The sequence below is a fragment of the Luteibacter sp. SG786 genome (assembly GCF_011759605.1).
Classification (GTDB): Bacteria; Pseudomonadota; Gammaproteobacteria; order Xanthomonadales; family Rhodanobacteraceae; genus Luteibacter.
In genome coordinates, this window is the sequence record NZ_JAAOYX010000001.1 from 905,794 (window position 1) to 920,905 (window position 15,112).

Here is a 15,112-nt window from a genome sequence, read left to right on the forward strand (position 1 = left end):
GAGCAACGCCGCCATCCTGCGCTGGGTCGGCCTGATCCTCGTCATTGTCCTCATCGCGCTGCAGCTGAAGCTGTGGGTCGGCGGTGGGGGCATGGCCGAGGTCGATTCCCTGCGCGAATCGGTCAGGAAACAGACCGAGGAAAACGCGGGGCTGCAGAAGCGCAACCAGGCCCTGGCGGCGGACGTGGAAGATCTCAAGCATGGCGAGCAGGCCACCGAGGCGCGTGCGCGGCAGGAACTGGGCCTGATCAAGCCGGGCGAAACCTTCTATCAGGTGGTCGAACCGGGCGCCGCCACCAGCGCGCCCCCGCCGCCCCCGCCCGTCGCCCCCGGCGGCCAGTGATGGACGCGCTGTGGTGTGTCCTGCCGGCCGCCGGAAAAGGCGTCCGCGCGGGTGGCGACCGGCCGAAGCAATACCAGCCCATCGGCGGAAGGCCGATGATCGAGCACACGCTCGAACGCCTTGCGGCCCATCCGCTGGTCGCTGGCCTCGTGGTGGCGATCGCGGCCGACGACCGGCATTTCGCGGCCACGGACACGATCGGCGGCAAGCCGCTGCTTGTGACCGTCGGTGGCGGCGAGCGCAGCGATTCCGTACTGGCAGGCCTGCTGGCGCTGCCGGCGTCCGTGGGCGAGCGCGACTTCGTGCTGGTGCACGATGCCGCCCGGCCCTGCGTGCGCGCGACCGACATCGCCCGTCTGGTCGAGCTGGCCGGGCAGGGGGAGGGCGGTCTTCTGGGAGCGCCGTTGCGCGACACCCTAAAGCGCGCGGACGCGGCCTGTCACAGCATCGCCACCGAACCGCGCGAGGGTCGCTGGCGGGCGTTCACGCCGCAGATGTTCCGCCGCGGGCCGCTGATTCGTGCACTCCGCCTTGCCGGTGAAGACGGTATCGTGGTGAGCGACGAAGCCATGGCGATGGAAAGGTTCGGCGTGGCGCCGCTGCTGGTGGAAGGATCGGAAGACAACATCAAGGTGACCACGCCGGCCGATTTCGCGCTGGCGGAGTTCCTTCTAGGGAGAATCAGGTAATGCGCATCGGCCAGGGATTCGACGTCCACGCGTTCGGCGAAGGCGACCACGTGATGCTGGGTGGCGTGCGCGTGCCGCATACGCAGGGCGTGCTTGCGCACTCCGATGGCGACGTGGTGCTGCACGCGCTTTGCGACGCGATGCTCGGCGCGCTCGCGCTGGGCGATATCGGCAAGCACTTTCCGCCATCCGACGCCGCGTGGCGCGGAGCGGACAGCCGCCGCTTCCTGCGCGCGGTGGCGGCCATGCTCGCCGAGCGCGGTTACGTGCTCGGCAACGCCGACATGACCGTGATCTGCGAAGCACCGAAGGTCGGCCCCCACGCGCAGGCCATGCGCGAGACCATCGCGACGGATCTGGGCGTGGACGTCGATCGCATCAGCATCAAGGCGACGACCACGGAAACCCTCGGTTTCACGGGGCGAAGGGAAGGCATCGCGGCGCTCGCTACGGTTCTGGTCCTGCGCACATGAGCGAGGTCGAGCCGCGCGCATCCACGCCTCGCCTGCACGACCGGCTGGAGGTGATCACCGCCCTCCTGCGCAGGCGGGAAGACCTGCTCGCGTTCGCCGGCGCTGCACCGGACGGCGACGAAGCCGCCCTGGAAGCGACCGACGCGGAACTGCAGTCCCGCCTCGACGAACTCCATCCGGCCGACCTTGCCGATGTCCTCGAATCGTTGCCGCTGGAAGACCGCCTCGCGGTCTGGCAGCGCGTGCGCTCGGACCGGGACGGCGACATCCTGCTCGAGGTTTCCGACTCCGTCCGCGAAACGCTGATCGCGGACATGGACGACCGGGAAATCCTCGCCGCCGTCGAGCCGCTGGACGCCGACGAGCTGGCCGACCTGGTCGACGACCTGCCGACCGAGGTGCTGCCCGAACTGATGGCCAGCCTCGACGCGCAGGAACGCGAGCGCGTGCAGGCCGCCATGTCCTACGAGGACGATCAGGTCGGCGCGCTGATGGACTTCGATATGGTCACCATCCGCGAGGACATCAGCCTCGAGGTGGTGCTGCGTTACCTGCGCCGGTTCGACGAACTGCCCGCGCAGACCGACAAGCTGTTTGTCGTCAACGCGGACAACGTGCTCACCGGCGTGCTGCCACTGCACTGGTTGCTGGTGAACCCGCCGGAAAAGATGGTCCACGAGATCATGGCGCCGGACGTCAACACCTTCCGTCCGGAAGACGATGCGTACGACGTGGCCCAGGCCTTCGAGCGCTACGACCTCGTGACGGCGCCCGTGGTCGACAGCCAGCAGCGTCTCATCGGTCGTATCGCGGTCGACGCCATGCTCGACTTCATTCGCGAGGAAAGCGAAACGGAAGCGTTGTCGCGCGGCGGCCTGCGCGAGGAAGAAGACATCTTCGCTTCCGTCTGGAAGTCGGTGCGCAACCGCTGGGCCTGGCTGGCGATCAACCTGGTCACGGCGTTCATCGCCTCCCGCGTCATCGGGCTGTTCGAGCACTCCATCGAGAAGCTCGTGGCCCTGGCGACGCTCATGCCGATCGTGGCCGGCATCGGCGGTAACTCGGGCAACCAGACCATCACCATGATCGTACGCGCCATGGCGCTCGAGCAGATCGGCGTGTCGCAGGCGCGGCGCCTGTGGCGGAAAGAACTGACCGTTGCGCTGGTGAACGGCATCGTATGGGGCGGCGCCATCGGCCTGGTGGCATGGGCACTTTACGGCAGCGTGTCGCTGGGCGCGGTGATGACCGCTGCGATGACGCTGAACCTTCTTCTCGCGGCCTTCATGGGCGTGGGCATTCCCATGCTGATGACCAGGCTCGGGCGAGATCCGGCCCTTGGTTCCAGCGTGCTCATCACGGCGATGACCGACAGCGGAGGATTCTTCATCTTCCTCGGGCTTGCCACGTTGTTCCTGCTGTAAGGCCCCCATGAGCGACACCGAACTTCCCTTCGCCTTTGGCACACCTCCGCTGCGTGCGCGTCTGCGCACCGCACCCGAAGACTTCGTGGTCGAGGAAATCCTCGGCTACGAGCCCGACGGCGCCGGCGAGCATGCTTTCCTCGTGGTGGAAAAACGCGGCGCGAACACCGACTGGGTGGCGCGCGAGCTGGCCAGGTTCGCGGGCACCTCGCCGATGAACGTCGGTTATGCGGGCCTGAAAGACCGCCATGCGGTGACCCGACAGGCGTTCACCGTGCAATTGCCTGGGAAGGCGGACCCGGACTGGTCGGCGTTTCCGCATGCCGAGGTATCGATCCGTTCGCTGGGAAGGCATTCGCGCAAGCTGAAGCGCGGCGCGCTGAAAGGGAACCGCTTCCTCCTGGTGCTGCGCGAGGTCGAAGGCGATCGCGCCGGGGCGGAGTCGCGTCTCGCGGCCATCGCGGCCCGTGGCGTGCCCAATTATTTCGGCGAACAGCGTTTCGGCCTGGGAGGCGGCAACGTCGCGCAGGCGCGGGCGATGTTCGGTGGGCGACGAGTCGATCGCGACAAGCGCTCGATCCTGCTCTCGGCGGCGCGCTCGCACATCTTCAACGGCGTGCTTGCGGAGCGGGTCGCGGCCGGCACATGGGACGCGCCGATGGGCGGCGAGATCTGGGCGCTGGAAGGTTCGCGCTCGTGGTTCGGTCCGGAAGGCTTCAACGACACGCTCGCGGAGCGGCTGGCGCGTTTCGACATCCATCCCTCGGGGCCACTGTGGGGGCGCGGCGACACGCCGGCCGCCGGTGCCGTGGCGGAACTGGAACGCGCGGTAGCCGCGCGCGACGAGGATCTGGCCACCGGCCTTGCGGATGCGCGCATGGACCAGGAGCGCCGCGCGCTGCGCCTGCAACCGCGCGATTTCGCATGGCGCTGGTTGGACGATGGCGCGCTGGAAGTGTCGTTCGGCCTTCCGGCGGGCGCGTATGCCACGACGGTGATCCGCGAACTGGCTACAACTTTGTAGGAGCGCGCCCTGCGCGCGACATGTTTTGAGGCCGTGACCCTGAGCTGGCGCGCCGGATCGGGACCTGGCGCGAAAAGCTGTCGCGCGCAGGGCGCGCTCCTACGGACCTTTCAGCAGCACCACCACCGCCCCGGTGCCGCCTTGCATCGGCCGCGCCGAAGCGAACGCCACCACGTCGTCGCGACGGCGCAGCAGGCGGTCGGTCAGCCCTTTCAAGACCGGGCCGCCGGCCTTCGAACGCAGGCCCTTGCCGTGAATGATCCGCACGCAGCGGATGCCGTCGTGGCGGCATTCGGCAAGGAATTCGGCGATGGTCAACTGCGCCGCCGCCGCGTTCATCTGGTGCAGGTCCACGTCGGCCTGGATGCTGAACTGGCCGCGCTTGAGCTGCTTCAGGACTTTGGGCGGATAACCGTCGCGCAGGTACGACAATTCCTCGCCCACCTCGAGATCGGCCGGATCGTAGTCGAACAACAGGGAGTCCGCGGGAACCGCGGCTTCGTCGGCGTCGCGCATGTGGGGGTGCGGCGCGGGCCTGGGCTTCGCGGGCAGGATTTCCGCCGGCCGCATGAGCCGAACGTCGCCGATGGCCTCGCGGAAGAGGCGGCTGTCGTCGTCGTGCACCTTGGGCGGGCGTCGCGTCATGCCTTCATCCTAAGCGAAGCATCAGGGGAAGTCGCGACGGCGCCGTGACGGCGGTCGCATTGGCTTCCGTGCCCGTTCCGTGAATCCGGCTGCCCGCTCCGGTAGACTTGGACGGTCGGGCGGCCTCTCCGAGATTGGGTCGCCCCGTCTGTTTTTCGATCTGGATCAGCATGCAAGTTCTGGTTAGCAACGACGACGGCGTGGAGGCCCCTGGCATCCAGGTGCTGGCCGAGCGTCTGGCCGAGTTCGGCACGGTGACGGTCGTGGCCCCCGATCGCGACCGCTCCGGCGCGAGCAATTCACTCACCCTCGATTCGCCCATTCGCGTGCAGCGCCTCGAAAGCGGCGCGTATCGCGTTGCCGGCACGCCCACCGATTGCGTGCACCTCGCACTGTCCGGGTTGCTCGATCACGAGACGGATATCGTCGTCTCGGGCATCAACAATGTCGCCAACCTCGGCGACGACGTCATCTATTCGGGCACCGTCTCCGCCGCGATGGAGGGGCGCTTCCTCGGCCTTCCCGCCATCGCCGTGTCGTTGGTCACGCGCGAGGGTTCTGGCCGCCATTTCGATACGGCGGCCAGCGCCGTGCTGATGCTGATGCGGCGGCTCATCGTCGATCCGCTGCCGGCCGACACCATCCTCAATGTGAACGTGCCGGACCTGGCCTGGGAGCAGGTGCGCGGCTTCGAGGTCACGCGTCTGGGCAAGCGCCATCGCTCCGCGCCGGCCATCCGCAGCACCGACCCTCGGGGCCGCGCCATGTGGTGGATCGGGCCCCCTGGCGAGATCGACGACGACGGCCCCGGTACCGATTTCGACGCCGTTCGCCGCGGCTACGTCTCCGTCACGCCCATCCACACCGACCTCACGCGTTTCCAGGCCCTGGAGAAGGTCAGCAGTTGGATGTTGTCGCTTTCGTCCGCCATGGACGACGAGGAGGCGGCCTGACATGGTGAACATGCACGCGCTCCCGCCATCCGCGCTCCGCGGCGAAGGCATGACCTCGCAACGTGCGCGCGACCGCCTGGTGGCCAAGCTTGCGGAAGAAGGCATTCGCGACGAGCGGGTGCTGGAGGTGATCCGCCAGTTGCCTCGCCACCATTTCATCGATCAGGCGCTGCATTCGCGCGCTTACGAAAACAACGCGCTGCCCATCGGGCACGGCCAGACCATCTCCCAGCCGTGGATCGTGGCGCGAATGACGGAAGCCCTGATCGAGCACGGCGTTCCGGAGCGCGTCCTGGAGATCGGCACGGGTTCGGGCTACCAGGCGGCGGTTCTGGCCGGCATCGTGCCGACCGTCTACACCGTCGAGCGGATCGAGGAACTCCTGCGCCAGGCACGGCGTCGCTTCCGGCAGCTCGGCCTCGACAACCTGCGGTCGCGACACGACGACGGCAAGCTCGGTTGGGCCTCGGAGGCGCCGTTCGACGCCATTATCCTTACCGCCGCCGGCGACCGCGTGCCCACGCCCTTGTTCGACCAGCTGAAGCCGGGCGGCGTGCTCGTCGCCCCGGTGGGCAGCCCCAGCCAGCAGGTTCTCGTGCGCATGCGCAAGGACGACGACGGAACCATCCATCGCGAAGACCTCGGCGCCGTGAGCTTCGTCCCGCTGCTTGGCGGCATCGGGTGACACTCAAACACCATAAGGAAACCCGCTGAATGCGGATGTTCTCTTCGCTGTACGAGCGCGCCATCGTCTGGGCACGCCATCGCCATGCGGTCCGCTATCTTGCGGGACTCTCCTTCGTCGAGGCATTCATCTTCCCGGTGATGCCCGAAGTCATGCTGGCACCGATGATGCTGGCGCAGCCGCGCAAGGCCTTCCGCTTCGCGAACTGGAGCCTGCTGTTCTCGCTGCTCGGTTCGTTGGTCGGCTATGGCCTCGGCCATTTCGCGTACGAGGCGCTCAAGCCGCTGCTGGAATCGATGCACCTGCTGGCGCCAATACAGAAGGGCGTGGAAAACCTTCAGCGGGACATGCAGGCGCACTCGCTGGGCCTGTACATCGTGCTTGCCATGGCAGCGCTGCAACCCGTGGTGCCCATGAAGTTCGTCACCTGGGCCTCGGGCATCGTAGGCGTGCCGGTCCTGCCGTTCCTGGTCTGCATGCTCGTCGGGCGCGGCAAGCGCGTGTGGCTGCTGGCCCTCCTCGTCCGCATCTTCGGCGAACGTGCCGAGCAGATGCTGCGCAAACACATCGAGTGGATAGGTTGGGCTGTTATCGTAGCCCTCATCCTGCTGGCCGCCTGGTGGTTCCTGTTGCGATGAGTGACCGTGAAGGGAGATCCGCGATGCTCGTGACCCGTCCGCCTGCCTTGCTGACCATGCTGGCGGCAAGTCTGCTGCTCGCCGGCTGCGATCTCGCGCCGCGCAGTTCGGTGGTGGTCACACGCAGCCCCGGAAGCTATACGACCGCGCGGCCCTCCGCGCCGACGCCGCCGCCGGGCGGCAGCTATCGGGTAGTGAAGGGCGACACGCTTTACAGCATCGCTTTCCGGAACAAGGTGGATTTCCGCGACCTCGCGGCCTGGAATGGTATCGGGTCGCCTTACACGATCTGGCCCGGCCAGGATCTTCGGCTCTCGCCGCCGGGCCACCAGGCAGCGCAAGCCCCGGCCTCGGTGACGCACACCGCTCCTGCCATTGCCGCCGTGCCGGTGCCCGCTCCGGCGCCCACGCGTCCGGTACAGCCCGCGACCGCGACCCAGCCGGGCCTTGCGCCCGTCACCGAGGCGGAAGCGAACCCGCCCGCCGTGCCCGCGCCAGCGACCACGACGAACACCCCTGTGGTCGTCGCGGGCAAGCCGGCCGAATCGGTCGTTCCGCCGCCGGCTCCCGCATCTTCCGCTGGCCAGGCCCCAGCGCCGGTGGAAAATCCGCCGGCGTCCACACCTATCGTGGTCAAGGGCGCCACGCGCAGTGTCGGCGGCATCGTGTGGCGTTGGCCCGCCGACGGCGCCCTCCTCAAGAAATTCTCATCCGGGGACGCGATCCCCGGTATCGAAGTGGCCGGCAAGGCCGGCGATCCGGTGCGCGCCGCCGCCGACGGCGTGGTGGTCTACAGCGGCAATGGCCTGGTGGGCTATGGCGAGCTTGTGATCATCAAGCACAGCGACAGTTTCCTCTCGGCGTATGGCCACAATCGCAAGCGCCTGGTGAAGGAAGGCGAGAAGGTGAAGGCGGGACAGGTCGTGGCCGAAATGGGTTCCACCGGCGCTGCGAGGGACGAGCTCCAGTTCCAGATCCGCCGCGACGGCAATCCGGTCGACCCGCTGCAGTACCTGCCGCCGAGGTAGGATTCCAGGCGCGAGAGCGAAAGTGGCTTCTTGTGGGAGCCGCTTCAGCGGCGATGGGTGCTCGCGGCCAACTGGCCCGCTGCTGCGGGATCGCCGGCAGAGCCGGCTCCCACATGCCGGCAGAGCCGGCTTCCACCATCAGCCTTCGCGTTTCTGGCGAATCTCGTACGCCTGCAGGTGCGCATAGGCCACTTCCAGCAACGGCGCCGCCACACCCGCGTCGCGCGCGCGACGCAGCATGTCGCCGACGATGTGATCGGCTTCGATGCGCTGTCCCGATTCCAGGTCGCGCAGCATCGATGCCGTGAGCGGCGAGCCTTCCTGGGTCAGCGTCTTCCAGGCAAAGGAGCGCGCGTTGTCAGGTACGGCGTGGCCGGACGCGCGCGCCACGGCCAGGCACTCCTCGTACATGCGCTCGACGAGGTGGCGTCCGTCGTTCGTGGCGACGATGTCGCCCACGCTGGCACGGAAGAGGCAGGTGCTGCCCGCCAGCGTGGCGAGGAAGGCGAACTTCGCCCAGAGGTCCCGAAGGATGTCGCCGGAATGCGTATGGTCGACCTTCGCGGCGGCGAAGGCGTTAGCGATCTCGGCGCAGCGCCCTGCGTGCTCCTGGCCGTCGCGTTCGCCGAAGGTAATCGAGGCGCCGTTCCCGAAATGGACGATCTCGCCATCGGGCCCCTTCGCTGCGCTGATCACGCATAGACCGCCCAGCACCCGGTCGGGACCGAAGCGGCTGTCGAGCACAGGGTAGTGGGCCAGACCGTTGAGGATCGGCAACACCGTCGACCGTTCGCCTACGACAGGGTCGATGGCCTCGATCGCCGAATGCAGGTCGTAGGCCTTGCTCGAAAGCAGCACCAGGTCGAACGGGCCCTGGCTGGCCGCGGTTTCGGCCAGCACATGTTTTACCCGCACCGTGGCGTTGCCGAACGGGCTGACGATCACCAGGCCCTTCGCATCCAGCACTCGCGCGCGCTCCGGACGTACCAGGAAGGTGACGTCCAGGCCGGCTTGTGCGAGCCGCCCGCCGAAGTATCCGCCGGTGCCGCCGGCGCCCAGGACGAGGATGCGCATGTGTGCTCCCTTCAGGGAAGGATGAACGCCGCCACGACCTTGCGACCCTCGCCGGCCAGGAGGCTATAGGTGCGCGCCGCCGAACCGTTGGTCATCGCCTCGATGCCGATGCCGCGGCGGAGGAAACCGGCCATGACCTCGGCCGGGGGGAAGACCTGCCGTTCGCCGGTGCCCAGGAGGACGACTTCCGGCTGGAGACCGGCGATCTTCTCGACATCGGCCAGGGTGAGGCGGGCGGCGTCGGTGGCCTCCCAGTCCTCGACCACCTGCTGAGGGGTCAGCAGGATGCTCTTGTGGAAATCCCGATCGACCACGGTGACCGTGCCGGCGCCCACGCGGCGCACGAAAAGGTAGTCGCCGGGATGTTCGAAGGACAGGTCCATGGGAGTTACCGGGGCAGGGCGAGCTTCGGATCCTGCTCGTTACGACGGAACAGGACGACCACATGGCCGATTTCCTGCACGGTTTCGGCACCGGTCTGGCCGGTGAGGAAGGCGATCTGTTCCTGGCGCTCGTCCTTGTCGCCCCCGGAAAGCTTCACCTTCACCAGCTCGTGGATATCGAGGGCCTGGCCGAGTTCCTTGGCGACGGCCTCGGTCGCCCCCTTGTTGCCCAGGAGGATCACGGGGCGGAGGTCGTGGGCGAGGCTGCGCAGGTAGCGGCGCTGTGTAGGGGAGAGCATGCGTTCAGGTTCGGTTCGCGGCGGGTAGGCGGCAAAGGGTATCATGCAAGGCTTGCCCACTTCTTCCGCGGGTCACCCGATGTCACGCAGCAAGAGCAGTTCCCGCTGGCTTCGGGAGCATTTCGACGACGTTTACGTAAAGCGCGCCCAGGCCGAAGGGCTGCGTTCGCGCGCCGTATTCAAACTCGAAGAACTGATCGACCGCGACCGCCTGATCAAGCCAGGCATGACCGTGGTCGATCTCGGCGCCGCCCCCGGCGGGTGGTCGCAGCTGGCCCGGCAGCGTCTGGGCGACAGTGGCAAGGTCATTGCCCTCGACATCCTGCCCATGGTGGGCCTGGCGGGCGTGGACTTCATGCAAGGCGATTTTCGTGAGGAATCTGTCTTGCACGAACTGGAAAGCAAGCTGGAAGGGAAGAAGGTCGATCTTGTCCTGTCGGACATGGCCCCCAATATGTCGGGTGTGGCACTCGCCGACCAGATCCGCGCCATGGACCTTTGCGACCTGGCCCGCCAATTCAGCCTCGACTGGCTGAAGCCCGGTGGTTCATTTCTCGTGAAGCTGTTCCAGGGGGCGGGGTTCGACGAATACCTTAAGAACTTGCGCGCGGACTTCAGTCGCGTGACGATGCGTAAACCGAAGGCTTCCCGCGCGCGTTCGCGGGAAGTCTATGCGCTGGCGACCGGGCTCAAGTCCGCGTCCCGGCAACCAGGCGAGAACCGCGCATGAACGAGATGGCAAAAAACCTGTTGCTCTGGCTGATCATCGCGGTGGTCCTGCTGACCGTCTTCCAGACGTTCAACCCGCACAGCGGCGCGTCGCAGGACATGTCCTATACGACCTTTGCCCAGCAGGTCGACAACGGCAACGTGGCCAGCGGCACGATCACCTCCACCGCGCCGCCAACCATCACCGGCAAACTGAAGGACGGCGGGTCCTATCGCACCGTGGTGCCGGTGGTTGGCCTGTCCACCAGCGACCTCGTGAAGACGATGCGAGACAAGGGCGTCGAACTCCGCCAGGAGCCCGCGGACAACGGCTTCTCGCTCATCGGCCTCCTGTTCAACTGGTTGCCCATCATCATCTTCGTGGCCGTGCTGATCTGGTTCATGCGCCAGATGCAGGCGGGCTCGGGTGGCCGTGGCGCCATGAGCTTCGGCCGCTCGCGCGCCAAGCTGCAGGGCGAAGACCAGGTCAAGGTCAACTTCAACGACGTGGCCGGCTGTGACGAGGCCAAGGAAGAGGTTGGCGAGCTCGTCGAATTCCTCCGCGACCCCGGCAAGTTCCAGAAGCTGGGCGGCAAGATCCCCCGCGGCGTGCTCATGGTCGGTCCTCCGGGTACCGGCAAGACCCTGCTCGCCAAGGCGATCGCCGGCGAGGCCAAGGTGCCGTTCTTCTCCATCTCCGGCTCCGACTTCGTCGAGATGTTCGTGGGCGTCGGCGCAAGCCGCGTGCGCGACATGTTCGAGCAGGCGAAGAAGCACGCCCCCTGCATCATCTTCATCGACGAGATCGACGCCGTCGGCCGCCATCGCGGTGCCGGCATGGGCGGCGGTCACGACGAGCGCGAGCAGACGCTCAACCAGCTGCTCGTGGAAATGGACGGCTTCGAGGGCACCGAGGGCATCATCGTCATCGCGGCCACCAACCGCCCCGACGTACTCGATCCCGCGCTGCTGCGTCCGGGCCGTTTCGACCGCCAGGTGGTGGTCGGCCTGCCGGACGTGAAAGGCCGCGAGCAGATCCTCAAGGTGCACATGCGCAAGGTACCGACCGCGTCCGACGTGGACGCGATGACCATCGCGCGCGGCACGCCCGGTTTCTCGGGTGCGGACCTCGCCAACCTCGTGAACGAAGCCGCGCTGTTCGCCGCTCGCGAGAATGCCCGCGAAGTGCGAATGAGCCACCTGGACCGCGCCCGCGACAAGATCCTCATGGGTTCCGAGCGCCGCTCGATGGCGATGAACGACGAAGAGAAGCGTCTCACCGCCTACCACGAGGCGGGCCACGCCATCATCGGTCGCCTCGTGCCCGAGCACGACCCGGTCTACAAGGTCACCATCATTCCGCGTGGGCGGGCGCTGGGCGTCACGATGTACCTGCCCGAAGGCGACCGCTACAGCATGAACAAGGTGGCGATCGAGTCGCAGCTGTGCTCGTTGTACGGCGGTCGCGTGGCGGAAGAACTCATCTTCGGTCACGACAAGGTCACCACGGGTGCCTCGAACGACATCGAGCGCGCGACGAAGATGGCGCGCAACATGGCCACCAAGTGGGGCCTGTCCGACGAACTGGGCCCGGTCACCTACGGCGAAGAGGAAGACGAGGTCTTCATCGGCCGCTCGGTCACGCAACACAAGAGCGTGTCCAACGAGACCGCGCGCAAGATCGACGAAGTGGTGCGCACCATCCTCGATCGCGCGTACGCGCGCAGCAAGGAACTGTTGACCACCAACATCGACAAGCTGCACGTGATGGCCGAGGCGCTGTTGCAGTACGAAACCATCGACGCGCGCCAGATCGACGACATCATGAACGGTCGCGAGCCGGGTCCGCCGGCCGACTGGCAGAAGCCGGGGTCCACGCCGCCGCCGCCGCCGAGAGGCGATGCGGGCTCGGCGCCCGACAAGGTCGGTAAGCCGGCCACGCAACTCTAAGAGAGAAGGGCGGCCATGGGCCGCCCTTCTTGCGATGGAAGAGGCCTGCGCGTTCGACCTTTCGCTTCGGCCTGCAGCAAGATTTGCACCGCTGTTACCGATTCGCGAAAAAAAAGATGCAAAAAGTGTTGACGCACACGTCGGATATCTGAATAATTCCGCTTCTCGGCACGGCGCTAACGCCTCACGGCGATAGTCTCCGGGTCAACGGTTTAAAGTGTGCGCCCGTAGCTCAGTTGGATAGAGTACCAGGCTACGAACTTGGTGGTCGGGAGTTCGAATCTCTCCGGGCGCACCATCTTTAAGCAAGACCTTCGCGTTCGCGCGGCGGTCGCGGTAGTTGAAAGTGTGGTGTGTTCATACGGATTGACGGGCTTGGCTTTGACCCGTAACATTTGAAGGCTTCACCCCAGTAGTATCGGGATGGTGCTTGAAGTTTCGGGGTATAGCTCAGTCTGGTAGAGCGCCAGCTTTGGGAGCTGGATGTCGGGGGTTCGAATCCCTCTGCCCCGACCAGTTGGCGTTCTACGTACAGTGCCTGCGCCTGTAGCTCAACCGGATAGAGCATCGGCCTTCTAAGCCGACGGTTGCAGGTTCGATTCCTGTCGGGCGCGCCAATTGAAGTTTTATGGTGGGCGTAGCTCAGCTGGTTAGAGTACCGGATTGTGATTCCGGATGTCGTGGGTTCGAGTCCCATCGTCCACCCCACTTACAACGCAAGTTTCAAACGGGCCGTTAGCTCAGTTGGTAGAGCAGTTGACTCTTAATCAATTGGTCGTAAGTTCGAATCTTACACGGCCCACCAATACCAAAGACCCGGAGAAATCCGGGTCTTTTTTTTGCTTTCGGCACGCCCTACATCCCAGGGCGGGTTTGTGCGGCCGACAGTTAGGCGAAAGCCGATTGTGACGAAGATGTTACCTCTGTAACCTCTCGCTCTCTCACGCGCTCGCGATCTCGCCGGGCCATCAGGGCTCGACATGATCATTCAAAACCACGCGGCCGACGGCCACGGCAAGCGCGCGTTGCCTGCGCTTGCGCTGGGCGCTGCCGTCGCCCTCTACATCCTTGCCGCGCTCAATCGCAGTCTCTGGTCCGAACTGCATGAGGCATTGTCCGCGTCGCGGAACATGGAAGGATTCTGGACGCTCAGTGTGACCGTCTGTTGCCGGTTGGTCGGCAACCTTGTCCTCATCCTCGCGCTCGTCACGTGGCCCCGTGTGGGCAAGCCATTGCTGGCGGCGCTCATCCTCGTATCCGCGGCGAGTGCGTACTACGCGCAGACCTTCGGCGTGCGTCTGAACGAAGAAATCGTCCAGAGCATCTTCGAGACGCAGCGCGCAGAGGCGGCAGCGATGATCACCGGCGACGCCGTGCGCTGGATCCTTCTGTTCGGCGTACTGCCGGCGTCGATTGTGCTGCTGGTGCCGCTGCGCTTCCTGCCGAAGTGGCGGCTTCTGGGATGGCACGTGGTCATCGTGCTCGTGGCGCTGGCTCTGATGATTCTTCCGCCGATGGTCGCCGGGCGCAGCTATGTCTACTTCGAACGCAACCATCGCGGCATGTACGACGTCTTCAATCCGTATGCGGCGTTGAGCGGCACCTTCCACTACCTGCAGCGCGAGGTCTTCCGCTCCAAGGCGACGATGACCCCCATCGGCATGGATGCCACGCTCGATCCCGTCCCCGCCGCCTCCGGTCGGAAGCGCGTGGTGGTTCTGGTCGTGGGCGAGACCGCGCGCGCGGAGAACCAGTCGTTGCAGGGCTATCCGCGCGACACCAATCCCGAGATGAAACGGGCCGGTGCCGTGTACTTCAGCGATACCTGGTCGTGCGGCACCGCCACGACGGTGTCGGTGCCTTGCATGTTCTCGAACATGACCCGCGAGAAGTTCGACAAGCCGGTGGCGAAAGCCCATTGGAACGCCCTCGACGTGCTTCAGCATGCCGGCGTCGACGTGTATTGGCGCGACAACGATGAAGGCTGCAAGGGCGTCTGCCTCCGCGTTCCGAACGACGATCTCACGGACGCGAAAGTGGCCGGCCTGTGCGATGCCGACGGCTGCTTCGACGACGTGCTGCTGACCGACCTTCCGGAACGCATCGCACGCATGCGCTCACCCGCGTTGCTGGTGTTGCATCTGAAGGGCAGCCATGGCCCTGCGTATTTCCAGCGCTACCCGAAAGCGTTTGCCATGTTCGGGCCGGGTTGCGACACGGCCGAGGTGCAAACGTGTACCTACGCGCAGACCGTTGCGAGTTACGACAACACGATCCTCTACACCGACCATATCCTCGGCAAGATCGTGGACGCCTTGAAGGCGGCGCCCGAGACCGACAGCGCGATGATGTATCTCTCCGACCACGGCGAGTCGCTGGGCGAGAACGACATCTACCTGCACGGCGCGGACTGGGGCACGGCACCCACCCAGCAGAAGCACATCCCGATGCTGATGTGGCTCTCGCCCGGCTGGGTCCGCGACAACGGCGTGAGCCTGGCATGCATGGACCGCCGCCGCGTCCAGCCGGCAAGCCAGGACAACCTGTTCCATACGCTACTGGGCTTCTTCGGCACGAAGACGACGGTCTACAAGCCGGAACTGGACCTGTTGGCGGGCTGCCGAAGCTGACGGCAGTCGTGACGGTCGGTGTCTTGCGAAGGTGGTGCGAGAGGCGGGACTCGAACCCGCACGCCTTGCGGCGTCAGAACCTAAATCTGGTGCGTCTACCAATTCCGCCACTCTCGCGTGCGCCGCCATTCTAGGGCGCGGACGTGCGCGGGTCCATGTCGGCGTC

At 66.1% G+C, this 15,112-nt stretch carries 16 protein-coding genes and 6 tRNA genes; 17 read left to right on the forward strand and 5 right to left on the reverse strand.

From position 1 onward, the window contains the following. Nucleotides 1-13: 13 nt before the first annotated feature. Genes ftsB through truD form a run of 5 tightly spaced genes read left to right on the forward strand, consistent with a single transcriptional unit; the run spans nucleotide 14 to nucleotide 3,953 of the window. The gene (ftsB, locus tag FHS47_RS03920; RefSeq protein WP_167027627.1) at nucleotides 14-343 is read left to right on the forward strand and encodes a cell division protein FtsB; all 330 of its coding nucleotides are present in this window, start codon (nucleotides 14-16) and stop codon (nucleotides 341-343) included. Then, nucleotides 343-1,032 carry a 2-C-methyl-D-erythritol 4-phosphate cytidylyltransferase gene (gene ispD, locus FHS47_RS03925; protein ID WP_167023232.1) on the forward strand — a complete coding sequence of 230 codons (690 nt, stop codon included), beginning with the start codon at nucleotides 343-345 and terminating at the stop codon, nucleotides 1,030-1,032. The genes ftsB and ispD overlap by 1 nt, the downstream gene beginning before the upstream one ends. Beyond that, nucleotides 1,032-1,505, forward strand: coding sequence for a 2-C-methyl-D-erythritol 2,4-cyclodiphosphate synthase (gene ispF, locus FHS47_RS03930; protein ID WP_167023235.1), 474 nt, complete (start codon nucleotides 1,032-1,034; stop codon nucleotides 1,503-1,505). Before ispD ends, ispF begins: the two co-directional genes overlap by 1 nt. Beyond that, the gene (mgtE, locus tag FHS47_RS03935; RefSeq protein ID WP_167023238.1) at nucleotides 1,502-2,929 is read left to right on the forward strand and encodes a magnesium transporter; all 1,428 of its coding nucleotides are present in this window, start codon (nucleotides 1,502-1,504) and stop codon (nucleotides 2,927-2,929) included. Before ispF ends, mgtE begins: the two co-directional genes overlap by 4 nt. Nucleotides 2,930-2,936: 7 nt before the next feature. Beyond that, nucleotides 2,937-3,953 carry a tRNA pseudouridine(13) synthase TruD gene (gene truD / locus FHS47_RS03940; protein ID WP_167023241.1) on the forward strand — a complete coding sequence of 339 codons (1,017 nt, stop codon included), beginning with the start codon at nucleotides 2,937-2,939 and terminating at the stop codon, nucleotides 3,951-3,953. 99 nt (nucleotides 3,954-4,052) lie between these two features. Here truD and FHS47_RS03945 read toward each other — a convergent pair whose 3' ends face one another. After that, the gene (locus tag FHS47_RS03945) at nucleotides 4,053-4,598 is read right to left on the reverse strand and encodes a Smr/MutS family protein (RefSeq protein ID WP_167023244.1); all 546 of its coding nucleotides are present in this window, start codon (nucleotides 4,596-4,598) and stop codon (nucleotides 4,053-4,055) included. A 170-nt stretch (nucleotides 4,599-4,768) separates the two neighbouring features. On the opposite strand from FHS47_RS03945, the gene surE reads away from it, so the two are divergent. Genes surE through FHS47_RS03965 form a run of 4 tightly spaced genes read left to right on the forward strand, consistent with a single transcriptional unit; the run spans nucleotide 4,769 to nucleotide 7,902 of the window. After that, complete coding sequence (gene surE / locus FHS47_RS03950; RefSeq protein ID WP_167023247.1) at nucleotides 4,769-5,551, forward strand: 5'/3'-nucleotidase SurE; 783 nt, start codon at nucleotides 4,769-4,771, stop codon at nucleotides 5,549-5,551. Between the two features lies 1 nt (nucleotide 5,552). Further along, complete coding sequence (locus FHS47_RS03955; protein ID WP_247741270.1) at nucleotides 5,553-6,236, forward strand: protein-L-isoaspartate(D-aspartate) O-methyltransferase; 684 nt, start codon at nucleotides 5,553-5,555, stop codon at nucleotides 6,234-6,236. A gap of 29 nt (nucleotides 6,237-6,265) precedes the next feature. Continuing rightward, a complete protein-coding gene (locus FHS47_RS03960; RefSeq protein ID WP_167023251.1) occupies nucleotides 6,266-6,874 on the forward strand; it encodes a DedA family protein in 609 nt (202 codons plus the stop codon). Between the two features lie 23 nt (nucleotides 6,875-6,897). Further along, nucleotides 6,898-7,902: a peptidoglycan DD-metalloendopeptidase family protein gene (locus FHS47_RS03965; RefSeq protein ID WP_208381783.1), complete on the forward strand. Its 1,005-nt coding sequence runs from the start codon at nucleotides 6,898-6,900 to the stop codon at nucleotides 7,900-7,902. 138 nt (nucleotides 7,903-8,040) lie between these two features. On the opposite strand, the gene panE is transcribed toward FHS47_RS03965, so the two are convergent. Genes panE through FHS47_RS03980 form a run of 3 tightly spaced genes read right to left on the reverse strand, consistent with a single transcriptional unit; the run spans nucleotide 8,041 to nucleotide 9,658 of the window. Next, nucleotides 8,041-8,976 carry a 2-dehydropantoate 2-reductase gene (panE, locus tag FHS47_RS03970; protein WP_167023254.1) on the reverse strand — a complete coding sequence of 312 codons (936 nt, stop codon included), beginning with the start codon at nucleotides 8,974-8,976 and terminating at the stop codon, nucleotides 8,041-8,043. A gap of 11 nt (nucleotides 8,977-8,987) precedes the next feature. Beyond that, on the reverse strand, nucleotides 8,988-9,359 hold the full coding sequence (locus FHS47_RS03975) for an Mth938-like domain-containing protein (protein ID WP_167023257.1): 372 nt from the start codon (nucleotides 9,357-9,359) through the stop codon (nucleotides 8,988-8,990). 5 nt (nucleotides 9,360-9,364) lie between these two features. Further along, complete coding sequence (locus FHS47_RS03980; RefSeq protein ID WP_167023259.1) at nucleotides 9,365-9,658, reverse strand: YhbY family RNA-binding protein; 294 nt, start codon at nucleotides 9,656-9,658, stop codon at nucleotides 9,365-9,367. 79 nt (nucleotides 9,659-9,737) lie between these two features. Here FHS47_RS03980 and rlmE point away from each other — a divergent pair, with 79 nt between their 5' ends. The 8 genes from rlmE to FHS47_RS04020 all read left to right on the forward strand — a co-directional run bounded on the left by rlmE (nucleotide 9,738) and on the right by FHS47_RS04020 (nucleotide 14,946). Beyond that, nucleotides 9,738-10,388 (forward strand): 23S rRNA (uridine(2552)-2'-O)-methyltransferase RlmE, encoded by a 651-nt coding sequence (gene rlmE, locus FHS47_RS03985; RefSeq protein WP_167023263.1) that lies wholly within the window; start codon nucleotides 9,738-9,740, stop codon nucleotides 10,386-10,388. Next, complete coding sequence (ftsH, locus tag FHS47_RS03990) at nucleotides 10,385-12,316, forward strand: ATP-dependent zinc metalloprotease FtsH (protein WP_193569986.1); 1,932 nt, start codon at nucleotides 10,385-10,387, stop codon at nucleotides 12,314-12,316. Before rlmE ends, ftsH begins: the two co-directional genes overlap by 4 nt. A 221-nt stretch (nucleotides 12,317-12,537) precedes the next feature. Next, nucleotides 12,538-12,614 (forward strand) — tRNA-Arg (locus FHS47_RS03995). Nucleotides 12,615-12,755: 141 nt separating this feature from the next. After that, nucleotides 12,756-12,832, forward strand: a tRNA-Pro gene (locus FHS47_RS04000). A 24-nt stretch (nucleotides 12,833-12,856) separates the two neighbouring features. Beyond that, a tRNA-Arg gene (locus tag FHS47_RS04005) sits at nucleotides 12,857-12,933 on the forward strand. Nucleotides 12,934-12,947: 14 nt separating this feature from the next. Further along, nucleotides 12,948-13,024, forward strand: a tRNA-His gene (locus FHS47_RS04010). A gap of 21 nt (nucleotides 13,025-13,045) precedes the next feature. Continuing rightward, a tRNA-Lys gene (locus FHS47_RS04015) sits at nucleotides 13,046-13,121 on the forward strand. A 175-nt stretch (nucleotides 13,122-13,296) separates the two neighbouring features. Continuing rightward, on the forward strand, nucleotides 13,297-14,946 hold the full coding sequence (locus FHS47_RS04020) for a phosphoethanolamine--lipid A transferase (protein ID WP_167023266.1): 1,650 nt from the start codon (nucleotides 13,297-13,299) through the stop codon (nucleotides 14,944-14,946). Nucleotides 14,947-14,978: 32 nt separating this feature from the next. On the opposite strand, the gene FHS47_RS04025 is transcribed toward FHS47_RS04020, so the two are convergent. Then, nucleotides 14,979-15,063: transfer RNA gene (locus tag FHS47_RS04025), tRNA-Leu, on the reverse strand. Nucleotides 15,064-15,112: the final 49 nt, after the last annotated feature.

Coding starts and splice junctions, on each gene's coding strand:
- ispD (WP_167023232.1), top strand. CDS start 343: ATGGACGCGCTGTGGTGTGTCCTGCCGGCCGCCGGAAAAGGCGTCCGC.
- ispF (WP_167023235.1), top strand. CDS start 1,032: ATGCGCATCGGCCAGGGATTCGACGTCCACGCGTTCGGCGAAGGCGAC.
- mgtE (WP_167023238.1), top strand. CDS start 1,502: ATGAGCGAGGTCGAGCCGCGCGCATCCACGCCTCGCCTGCACGACCGG.
- truD (WP_167023241.1), top strand. CDS start 2,937: ATGAGCGACACCGAACTTCCCTTCGCCTTTGGCACACCTCCGCTGCGT.
- FHS47_RS03945 (WP_167023244.1), bottom strand. CDS start 4,598: ATGACGCGACGCCCGCCCAAGGTGCACGACGACGACAGCCGCCTCTTC.
- surE (WP_167023247.1), top strand. CDS start 4,769: ATGCAAGTTCTGGTTAGCAACGACGACGGCGTGGAGGCCCCTGGCATC.
- FHS47_RS03955 (WP_247741270.1), top strand. CDS start 5,553: ATGGTGAACATGCACGCGCTCCCGCCATCCGCGCTCCGCGGCGAAGGC.
- FHS47_RS03960 (WP_167023251.1), top strand. CDS start 6,266: ATGCGGATGTTCTCTTCGCTGTACGAGCGCGCCATCGTCTGGGCACGC.
- FHS47_RS03965 (WP_208381783.1), top strand. CDS start 6,898: ATGCTCGTGACCCGTCCGCCTGCCTTGCTGACCATGCTGGCGGCAAGT.
- panE (WP_167023254.1), bottom strand. CDS start 8,976: ATGCGCATCCTCGTCCTGGGCGCCGGCGGCACCGGCGGATACTTCGGC.
- FHS47_RS03975 (WP_167023257.1), bottom strand. CDS start 9,359: ATGGACCTGTCCTTCGAACATCCCGGCGACTACCTTTTCGTGCGCCGC.
- FHS47_RS03980 (WP_167023259.1), bottom strand. CDS start 9,658: ATGCTCTCCCCTACACAGCGCCGCTACCTGCGCAGCCTCGCCCACGAC.
- rlmE (WP_167023263.1), top strand. CDS start 9,738: ATGTCACGCAGCAAGAGCAGTTCCCGCTGGCTTCGGGAGCATTTCGAC.
- ftsH (WP_193569986.1), top strand. CDS start 10,385: ATGAACGAGATGGCAAAAAACCTGTTGCTCTGGCTGATCATCGCGGTG.
- FHS47_RS04020 (WP_167023266.1), top strand. CDS start 13,297: ATGATCATTCAAAACCACGCGGCCGACGGCCACGGCAAGCGCGCGTTG.